Source organism: Kitasatospora sp. NPDC059722 (genome assembly GCF_042733235.1).
Classification (GTDB): Bacteria; Actinomycetota; Actinomycetes; order Streptomycetales; family Streptomycetaceae; genus Kitasatospora.
The window spans coordinates 1-8,175 of the sequence record NZ_JBHWGD010000092.1 but is presented as its reverse complement, the minus strand read 5'-3'; the positions used below and the strand labels follow the sequence as shown (position 1 = coordinate 8,175).

General features: G+C 73.0%; 7 protein-coding genes. 2 read left to right on the top strand and 5 right to left on the bottom strand.

The features are described from left to right. Positions 1-133 precede the first annotated feature (133 nt). The 4 genes from ACFV4F_RS35815 to ACFV4F_RS35800 all read right to left on the bottom strand — a co-directional run bounded on the left by ACFV4F_RS35815 (position 134) and on the right by ACFV4F_RS35800 (position 4,279). On the bottom strand, positions 134-1,258 hold the full coding sequence (locus ACFV4F_RS35815) for a metallophosphoesterase (protein WP_380509021.1): 1,125 nt from the start codon (positions 1,256-1,258) through the stop codon (positions 134-136). A 423-nt stretch (positions 1,259-1,681) separates the two neighbouring features. After that, positions 1,682-2,266, bottom strand: a complete 585-nt coding sequence (locus ACFV4F_RS35810; RefSeq protein WP_380509019.1) for a DUF5994 family protein — start codon at positions 2,264-2,266, stop codon at positions 1,682-1,684. Positions 2,267-2,471: 205 nt separating this feature from the next. After that, entirely contained in the window at positions 2,472-3,740 is a 1,269-nt protein-coding gene (locus ACFV4F_RS35805; protein WP_380509016.1) for an ATP-binding protein, read from the bottom strand. 89 nt (positions 3,741-3,829) lie between these two features. Then, positions 3,830-4,279 (bottom strand): DUF5994 family protein, encoded by a 450-nt coding sequence (locus ACFV4F_RS35800; protein ID WP_380444527.1) that lies wholly within the window; start codon positions 4,277-4,279, stop codon positions 3,830-3,832. A gap of 264 nt (positions 4,280-4,543) precedes the next feature. On the opposite strand from ACFV4F_RS35800, the gene ACFV4F_RS35795 reads away from it, so the two are divergent. Next, positions 4,544-4,972 carry a CBS domain-containing protein gene (locus ACFV4F_RS35795; protein ID WP_380444526.1) on the top strand — a complete coding sequence of 143 codons (429 nt, stop codon included), beginning with the start codon at positions 4,544-4,546 and terminating at the stop codon, positions 4,970-4,972. 157 nt (positions 4,973-5,129) lie between these two features. Here ACFV4F_RS35795 and ACFV4F_RS35790 read toward each other — a convergent pair whose 3' ends face one another. Continuing rightward, entirely contained in the window at positions 5,130-6,521 is a 1,392-nt protein-coding gene (locus ACFV4F_RS35790) for a serine hydrolase domain-containing protein (protein ID WP_380509013.1), read from the bottom strand. Between the two features lie 247 nt (positions 6,522-6,768). Here ACFV4F_RS35790 and ACFV4F_RS35785 point away from each other — a divergent pair, with 247 nt between their 5' ends. Then, positions 6,769-7,968, top strand: coding sequence for an FAD-dependent monooxygenase (locus ACFV4F_RS35785; RefSeq protein WP_380509010.1), 1,200 nt, complete (start codon positions 6,769-6,771; stop codon positions 7,966-7,968). The last annotated feature ends 207 nt before the right edge of the window (positions 7,969-8,175 follow it).

Genomic DNA, 8,175 nt, shown 5'->3' with positions numbered 1-8,175 from the left:
ATCCCCCCCCCTGCCGCCCCGCCGCGTCACGTTGGCCGCGTCTCGGGCTCACCGGTACCGCGGGGGCCCCCCCCCCCCCGGGGGCCCCCCCCCCGGGGGGCCCCCCCCCCCCCTCGCCCGCCTCGGAGTCCGCTTACGCGGCGCCCGAGCGCAGCGTGAGCACGGTGATCTCGCTGGGGGCGAAGACCCGGAAGGGCGGTCCCCAGAAGCCGGTGCCCCGGCTGGTGTAGAGCTGGGTGCGCTCCCCGTGCCGGCTCAGGCCGTGGACCACCGGCTGGTCGATCCGGACGAGGAAGTTGAACGGCCAGATCTGGCCCCCGTGGGTGTGCCCGGAGACCTGCAGGTCGATGCCGGCGGCCGCGGCCTGCGGGACGTACTTGGGCTGGTGGGCGACGAGCAGCACCGGCAGGGCGGGGTCCGCCCCCTCCAGCGCGCCGGTCAGGTTCGCGCGGTGCCCGGCCAGGCCGGAGGACTCCGCGGTCACGTCGTCCACGCCGGCGAGCACGAGGGCGTCCCCGCCGCGCTCCACCACGACGTGCCGGTTGTGCAGCGGTTCCCAGCCCAGGTCCGCCATGCGGTCCAGCCAGCCCTGCGCCTCCCCGCCGTACTCGTGGTTGCCCGTGACGTAGACCCTGGCCAGCCTCGACCGGATCGTCCCGAGCGGCGCGGACTGCTCCCGGCGCTGGGCCGGGGTGCCGTCGGCGATGTCGCCGGCGTGGACCACGACGTCCGCGTCGAGCGCGTTGACCACCCCGGCCACCCGCGCCGACCAGCCCGCCCGGTCGATCGGCCCGTAGTGGGTGTCCGCCAGCACCACGACCCGGGTCCCGTCCAGACCCCCGCCGAGCCGCGGGACGTGGACGTCCAGCCGCTTCACCCGGGGCACGCGCATCGCCTCGTAGTGCCCCCAGCCCAGCAGCCCGGCAGAGACCACGGCCACGGCCAGGGCCACGGTCCTGGCCCGCCCGGCCCCGCCGACGTCGAGCCCGCCCAGCACGAGGTTCACCAGACCGCCCAGCACCGACCAGGTCCACAGCACCCAGACGACGCCGAGGCTGGTGTCCGCGACCCGGGCGGCCCGGTCGGCCCGCCGCGCCCCGTGGCCCGCGACCATCAGGAAGGGGAAGGAGAGCAGCCAGGCCGCGAAGACGGCGGTGCCGGCCAGGAAGACCGGGAACGGCCAGTCGGCCCCGGAACCGAACAACGTCCACCAGGGCGGAAGGCACAGGACGACGAGAACGCCGACGAGTACGGCCACCCGCCGCCCGACACCCCGCCGCCGCCTCCCGACCCGGGTACCCCCGGACTCCTCGCTGCCCAGCCGAGGCTCCGCCTCCGACCCGATGGATCCACTCTCGACCACTGCGCCGCCCCTCACGTCTCTGCCCCCATCATCCGCCACGCACCGCCGGCCGGGAGGGCCTCGGGGCGCACGAACGGCGGCCGAAACCCGGCGCCTCCGCTGAAGCGCTCCAGCGGGAGTGCCGGTTCTCGGGCTGAGTGCCGCGGGCTGAGTGTCGTGGGGATATCGGGGCGTGGCTCCAGGCCGTGGGCAGCTACCCGCGAACCGGCGCCGAGTACTGACGCGCGGTCCGCTCCGGACGAACCACAGACCCTCGGCGGTGGTCCGTCCGGAGCGGTGGCCCCGCCGCCGTGGCGGGCGCCGCGGCCGTCCCGCCGGCTACGCGGGTACCGGCCAGGCGGCGGCCCGGCCGCGGGCGACGTCCGCCCGCCTGTCCGCCTCGGCGACGTCGTCGGAGGGAGCGACGGCCGACGGCAGGAAGTCGGAGCGTGGCCCCGGCGCCTGCACTCCGCTGCCCGTCACCATGGCGAGCAGGGCGCTCGCGTCCATGGTGTTCGCGGGACGGGCGGCTTCGGCCATCAGCCGGGCGGCATCGACGGCATCCGTCTCCGGCGGGACGACCAGCAGGTTCAGCCTGCGGGGGGCGTACGAGAACACCGCGATCGTGTGCTCGTCCTGCTCGGTGGTGAACCAGCCCGCGTGGACGGTGTGCCCGGCGACCGGGATGCGCGGGGGGATGACGGGCCACTTCGCGGGGTTCACGGTGATCCGGGTGATCCGGCCCCACCGCTCGTCGATTTCGGCGGCCAGGGCGGGGAGTTCGAGAAGGAGATCACGCGAGCGGGGCCACCAGGCCCCGTCCAGCCGGCCCGGCCGCACGCCACGGGGCGCGAGCGCGAGGGAGAGCCGTGCGGTGGAATCCGGGGCGGCGGGCGTCGTCGCACGATCGAGTGTCGTGGTCATGACCGAGGACCTGTCTCCGGGTCCGGCCCACGGGGTCGGGCCCGGCATTGCCGTTCGCCGGAGACGACGCCAGTATCCGGTGCCGGCATGCGAAGTGCCTTCGGTGACATCCAGGTTACTCCCGGTCCGGCCCGGACCGGGCATGATCGCGGTGGCGGGTCCTCCGCCCGGCGCCGTCGGACGGGCCCCGGAACCGCGGGCGTCCTCAGACCCGCCCGTAGCGGATCGCCTGGTCGGCGAACTCCCGGGCCATCTCCTCGGAAACGGTGGGGCGGGTGCGGTGGATGGCGTCCAGGTAGTCCTGGGTGCTGGGCTGGGTCCGTTCCCCGGTGTCGAGCGTGCGCTCGAAGGCGCTCTGGGCGACCGCCATGGCGACCTGCCTGATGTCGGCGGGGGTGAAGCCCTCGCTGGCCTCGGCGAGGACCGCGGTGTCGGCGGCGGTACCCGTTTTCGCCGTGTAGCCGGCCCACAGCACGTCGCGGGCCACGGAGTCGGGCGGCCCGACCGGCAGGACGTAGTCGAACCGGCCGTGCCGCAGGAACGCCGGGTCCAGGGCGGTCACCGAGTTGGTGGCGCAGACGAGCAGCCGGCCGTCGCGGTCGCGGAACCGCACGATCGACTTGAGGAGTTCGTTGACCACCCCGACCGACGCGGGGGCGGCGAGGCTGCGCGTGCCGGCGACCTCCTCGACCTCGTCGATGAAGAGCAGCACGTGGTCGAGCTGCGCCACCTCCTCGAAGCGGCGGCCGAGTCCGGTGGCCAGCCCCTCCTCGGACGCGAGCCGGGAGGGGAAGAGCTCGACGAACGGCCAGCCGAGCCGGCCGGCCACGGCCTTGGCGAACGTGCTCTTGCCCGTGCCCGGCGGACCGAACAGCACCACCGCGCGGGGCGGTTCCACCCCGTGGGCGTCCGCCAGCCCGGGATTCGCCAGTGGCAGGACCAGACGCCGTTCGATGAGCCGCTTCTCGTCGGCCATGCCCGTGAGCTGCTTCCACAGGCCGGCCTCGGGCATGACCGCGCCGAGCGCCGCCAGGACCGTCGCGCCCTGAGCGCCCACGGCCTCCGACTTCTCGAAGTACGTGAGGCCCCGGTGGGGGTGGAATCCGGAGTTGACCAGTGCGGTGGCCCCGGTCTCCTCGTCGGGCAGCAGCGCCGCGACGATCCTGGCGCCGGCGTCCCGCAGACGGTGCTCCAACGCCGACAGCAGGGCGGAACCCATGCCCAGGTTCCGCCAGGCGGGGTGCAGGGCGATGCGCAGCACCCAGGCGCGGTCCCCGTCCACCCGGCCCACCGCCGCGCCCACGAGGTGTCCGTCGGCCACCACGACGACGCTCGGGTTCCGTGCCTGCAAGGCGGCGACCACGTCGGAGAGCCGGAAGACGGCGGCGCGGTCCGTCGTGGTGCTCTCCGCGTCGAGGCGGACCACCGCTTCGAGGTCGTCCGGCGTGAAGTCCCGGACATGCCATACAGCCATACGCCGCTCTCGGACGTCGCTCCCGGACGTCGCGCTCTCCTTGGCTTCCATCATCGGCCGACCCCGCTGCGGCCGCCTGCCCGGACCGCTCAGCGGAGCAGGAGCTCCGCCGCCGGGGTGTGGTTCCCGGTCGCCGAGGCGCCGGCCATGGCCGAGGCGGCCGTGGCCGAGGCGGTGCCCGGCGGGACCACCAGCAGCAGGAAGTGGTCCTGGAAGCCCCGGGTGACGCTGATCGTCGCGTCGCTGCCGGTGAACCAGTTGATCCGGATGGTGAGGCCGTTCGCCGGGACGGACCGGGGCACCCCGTCCCAGGCCGAGGTGTCGAGGCCGACCCGGACGATGCGCCCGAAGTGGGCGCCGAGCGCCGTGATCAGGTCCGGCAGTTCGGCGAGGACGTGGTTCGAGCGGGGCCACCAGGCTCCGTCGAAGACACCCTCCCGCGACATCGTCGGTTCGAGTTCCAGCCGCGGCAGCAGCGGGGAGCCGGGCACCGTCCACGGCCCGGAGGAGGAAGAGCTGGGGAATGGAATCGGCATCATGCGAAGCCGCCCGTCCGGTCCGCGAGGGACCCGTCAGACCCAGGGCGACGTCGGCGCTGATGCCGGTGTGCGGAATGTCCTCGGTTGTCTCCCACGCTACTCCGCGGCGGTGCGCTCCGAGCCGCTCCGGGCCGCTCGCCACCGGAGTAGGGTCGTAGACATCCAGGGCATCCCGCATTCCGGTACCCGTTCCGGCTTCGTTCTGGTTGAAGGACAGCCCGGCAGCCCCCCGGCGGGCAGCCGGAGACGGGAACGGTGAGCACCGTGACCACGCACTCCCCGCAGCCGGCACGGCGCAACCGCGGCCTCACGGTCGCCGACGCCATGGACCCCTGCGACTACCGGATAGCCGACGACGACACCGTCGACCAGGCCAACGACGTCCTCCGCGGCGCCGGCGTCGAGTACCTGCTGGTCCGCGACCACGACGGCCGGTGCGAGGGCCTGGTCACCCGGACCGGACTCCACGCGTTCCTGGCCGGTTCCTGGTACACCGAGCGAACCGCGATCAGCGCCACCGCGCACCAGCGCGGCCCGTTCGCCTGGCCGACCATGGGGCTGGCCCTGGCCGCGATCGCGATGCGGATCAAGCACCTGGAGGTCTGGCCCGTCGTCGACGAGGACGGCTTCATCCTCGGCGTGCTCACCGCGGACCGCGCCACCGGCCTCCTGGCCGTCGCCCCGGCCGCCTGAACCCGTCGGCGCAAGTGCCTGACATGCCGTCAGGTAGTCCGCACCGCAACAGCAGAGACACCACGCTCACGGCGTGGCCCCGGGCTTCGAATACCCGGGGCCACGCCGTCGCGGCGAGCAGGGGCGGTGTGGCCGGGACGACGTCGTTGCGATCGGGCTACCGGTCCGCCGGGGTCCTGGTGAAGAGGCGGCCGGCGAGGTCGGCTCCGGTGATCGTGCCGGCGTCGTCGCGGGTGAAGAAGCCGCGCTGTCCGGTGAGGCCGCCGCTGGTGACGATGTACTCGTCTCCGTCGCCGGGCAGCAGGCCGAGGGCGGCCGGGGGCAGGTCCGCGGGCAGTTCGGTGTCGGCGGCCGCGCGGATCTCCGGCTTGATGGTGCAGGCGATCGTCAGCCCGGCGCCGTCGACGGCGATGGTGAGCGCCATCACGTCGTTCTCGTAGGTCCCGGCGGCCTCCTGGGCCCGGGCCTCGTCGAAGGGGAGGGGCTCCGGATCCCGCTCGACCAGCCCCAGGTGGTGTTCGAGCGCCCACCGGAGGGCGGCCCGGTTGAAGGCGAGGCCGCCGTCGGGCCCCGCGTTGGACAGCGCGGCGACGGCGAAGTCGCGCTCGGGGACGATGAGGAGTTCGGCGAACTGGCCGTTGGTGGAGCCGCCGTGGCCCACGGTGCGCACGCCGTCCACGTCGCGCAGGAACCAGCAGATGCCGAAGGCGTCGCCGAGCGTGCTGCCGTGCAGTTCGACGGTCTGCTGCCGCATGCGCCGCAGGGCTTCGGCGGGCAGGACCGGGGTGCCGTCCTGGCCGCGGCCGTCACCGAGGTGGAAGCGGGCCCAGCGGAGCAGGTCCGCCACCGAGGACGCGCCGCCCCCGCCGGGGTTGTTGGCGCGGGTGTCCTTCCACTTCCGCGCGACGGTGGGTGTGCCGTCCTCGCCGACGGTGTGTCCGACGGCGAAGCGCCGGGTCATGACCTCGTTGACCGCGAAGGAGGTGTGCGACAGGCCGAGCGGCTCGAACAGGAGTGAGGAGACGGCCTGTTCGTAGGTCAGACCGGTGACCTTCTCGATGATCCGCCCGGCCAGGTTGAACGCCATCTGGCTGTAGGAGGCCCGGGTGCCGGGCGGCGCGATCGGCTGCGACTCGGACATCCTCGCCACGTACGCGGCCAGGGCGTCGTCTCCCTCACCGGTGTCGACGTTCATCCGCCAGTCCAGTCCGGCGGTGTGGTTGAGCAGGTTGAGGACGGTGATCCCGGCCGCGGCCCGCTCGTCCGGGAGCACCAGCTCGGGGACGTAGCGGCGCACCGGCGCGTCCAGTTCGACGCGCCCTTCGGCGACCAGGCGCATCAGCACGGTCGCGGTGAACGTCTTGGAGACCGAGCCCAGCACGAACAGCGTCCGCTCGTCGACGGGCAGCGGGTTGTCGACGCTCGTCACGCCGTGGCAGGCGTAGATCTCCTTCCCGCCGGCCCATACCCCGACGGCGACGCCGGGCAGACCGTACTCCTCCGCCGCCGCCTCGACGAACGCGGCCAGCGACTCCTGCGACTGCGCCATGGCACTTCCCCCTTCTCCCTCGCGCACGCCACCCCGATGGCCGCGGCGCCACACTGCGAACTGAACCGTGATCAAGTGCGCGCCACAGCGCGACGTTCACGGTCAGGAAAGCCGCCGGCCCGTCAGGTGGGCCGTGGGCGGCTCGCCGAAGCTACCGCCCGAACCTGTTTTGAACAAGTGTCTTGCACAAACGTCTAATACTGCCGTACTGTCAGTGCCGGTTCAGACCTGACTCGGGGGGCTTCCCATGAAGAACACGAACGTCCTGATCTCCGGTGCCGGCATCGCGGGCACGGCCCTTGCCTACTGGCTGCGGCGCCACGGCTTCACGCCCACGGTGGTGGAGCGGGCTTCCGGGATCCGCGAGGGCGGCTACAAGGTCGACATCCGTGGTGCGGCGCTGGAGGTGGTCCGGCGGATGGGCGTGCTGGACGAGATCCGTCGGTTGCGCACCGACGTGCGAGAAGGGTCCGTGGTCGACGCCACCGGCAAGCGGGTGGCGAGCATGGACGGCGACACCTTCGGAGGGCGCGTCCACGGAGATGCCGAGATCCTGCGCGGCGACCTGAACCGCATCCTGTGCGAGCTGACCGAGAACGACGTCGAGTACCTCTTCGACGACTCCATCGCCTCGCTCACCGACGGCCCCGACGGGGTGAAGGTCACCTTCGACAGCGGCCGCACCCAGGTCTTCGACCTCGTCCTCGGCGCCGACGGGCTGCACTCCCGGACCCGTGACCTGGCCTTCGGCCCGGAGAACCGGTACGTCCGCGACCTCGGCCACTACATCTCGATCTTCAGCGTCCCCAACCGGCTGGACCTGGACCGCGAGGAGCTCACCTACGTCGGCGCCGGCCGCACGGTACTGACCTACAGCACCGCCCGGGACACCGGAGCCAAGGCGATGTTCCTCTTCGCCTCCGAGCCGCTGACCTACGACCACCGCGACCGCGCCGAGCAGCAGCGCCTGCTGGCGAGCGCCTACGCGGGAGAGGGCTGGGAGGTCCCCGGTCTGCTCGAAGGCATGGCGAGCGCCCCCGACTTCTACTTCGACTCGCTCAGCCAGGTCCACATGGACCGCTGGTCCCAGGGGCGAGTGGCCCTGCTCGGAGACGCGGCCTGCTGCGCCTCCCCCGCGTCGGGGCAGGGGACCGGTCTCGCCCTGGTGGCCGCCTACGTCCTGGCGGGAGAACTGGCCGCGGCCGGCGGCGCGTACGAGGCCGGTTTCGAGGGCTACGAACGGCAGGTGCGGCCCTTCGCCGAGCAGAACCAGAAGCTCGGGCCGGCGAACGTCAAGCGGATGGTCATGCGCACCAGCGGCCAGGTCCGGTTCTCGATGGCGATGCTCTCGCTGATGGCACGACTGCCCGGCAAGGAGCGCATCATGGCCAAGCTCATCGAGCCCATCCACAAGGCGGCCACCGCCATCACCCTCGGCGAGTACTGAGCGGCCCCGCCGCCGCGGCGGCGGTCGGGACAACTGAGACCGGAACCGGAACCCGGGAACGACGAAGGCCCGGGCCGCGTGATGCGATCCGGGCCTTCGTGCTGCCATGGCTGGCAGAGGCGGAGGATACGAGATTCGAACTCGTGAGGGGTTGCCCCCAACACGCTTTCCAATTCTCCCGAACGCCGTCCGCCGGGGTTCACACCC

Excerpts from the sequence above, each read along its gene's own strand:
- ACFV4F_RS35810 (WP_380509019.1), bottom strand. The coding sequence starts at position 2,266 with ATGACCACGACACTCGATCGTGCGACGACGCCCGCCGCCCCGGATTCC.
- ACFV4F_RS35800 (WP_380444527.1), bottom strand. The coding sequence starts at position 4,279 with ATGATGCCGATTCCATTCCCCAGCTCTTCCTCCTCCGGGCCGTGGACG.
- ACFV4F_RS35805 (WP_380509016.1), bottom strand. The coding sequence starts at position 3,740 with ATGGCTGTATGGCATGTCCGGGACTTCACGCCGGACGACCTCGAAGCG.
- ACFV4F_RS35790 (WP_380509013.1), bottom strand. The coding sequence starts at position 6,521 with ATGGCGCAGTCGCAGGAGTCGCTGGCCGCGTTCGTCGAGGCGGCGGCG.
- ACFV4F_RS35785 (WP_380509010.1), top strand. The coding sequence starts at position 6,769 with ATGAAGAACACGAACGTCCTGATCTCCGGTGCCGGCATCGCGGGCACG.